Annotated in this window: 1 protein-coding gene; it reads left to right on the plus strand. The window is 62.3% G+C overall.

Going from position 1 to position 568, the window contains the following annotated elements:
* Nucleotides 1-568, plus strand: a 568-nt coding sequence (locus tag NP3_RS49605; RefSeq protein WP_169814703.1) for a hypothetical protein, incomplete at both ends; no start/stop codon positions are given.

Raw genomic sequence — 568 nt, forward strand, 5'->3', positions numbered from 1 at the left:
TGGATCCCCAACACCGTGCACGGCGATACACCCCCACCGCCCTTGCCGGTCGACCACATCGACAACAACCCGCTCGACACCACCGAGGTGCCCGAGCACCTCCGCAAATGCCTCGTCCAAACCGTGCGCGCCGCTTGGGCCATCGGCTACGACGATGCCGACATCCCCCACCACAACGCCCAAACCTGGCAAGAACTCGAAAACAGCCTCCACGCCGGATTCACCACAACCACCACAACCAACCCCCTCACCCACATCCTCGAACTCCTCGACACCCTCCAAAACCCCGACAACAACACCGAAGCCATCACCTTCGTCATCGACGACGGCACCACAGCCCACAGCTTCCTCGCCACCTCCGAAGGCCTCATCTTCGACACCAACACACCCGAACCACCCACCACCCCAGGAGAACAACGCACACCACGCGTCCGCCCCACCACCCAATGGCAACAAACCCTCCCCCAAACCTTCCCGCACATCCAAGACGCCTACTACCTCGAATTCACCAAAGACACCCAAGGCCGCCTCCAACCCAACCCCAAACCACACCCCAACGGCCCCACCC

Source organism: Nocardia pseudovaccinii NBRC 100343 (assembly GCF_001613225.1).
In the GTDB taxonomy this organism is placed as follows: Bacteria; Actinomycetota; Actinomycetes; order Mycobacteriales; family Mycobacteriaceae; genus Nocardia; species Nocardia pseudovaccinii.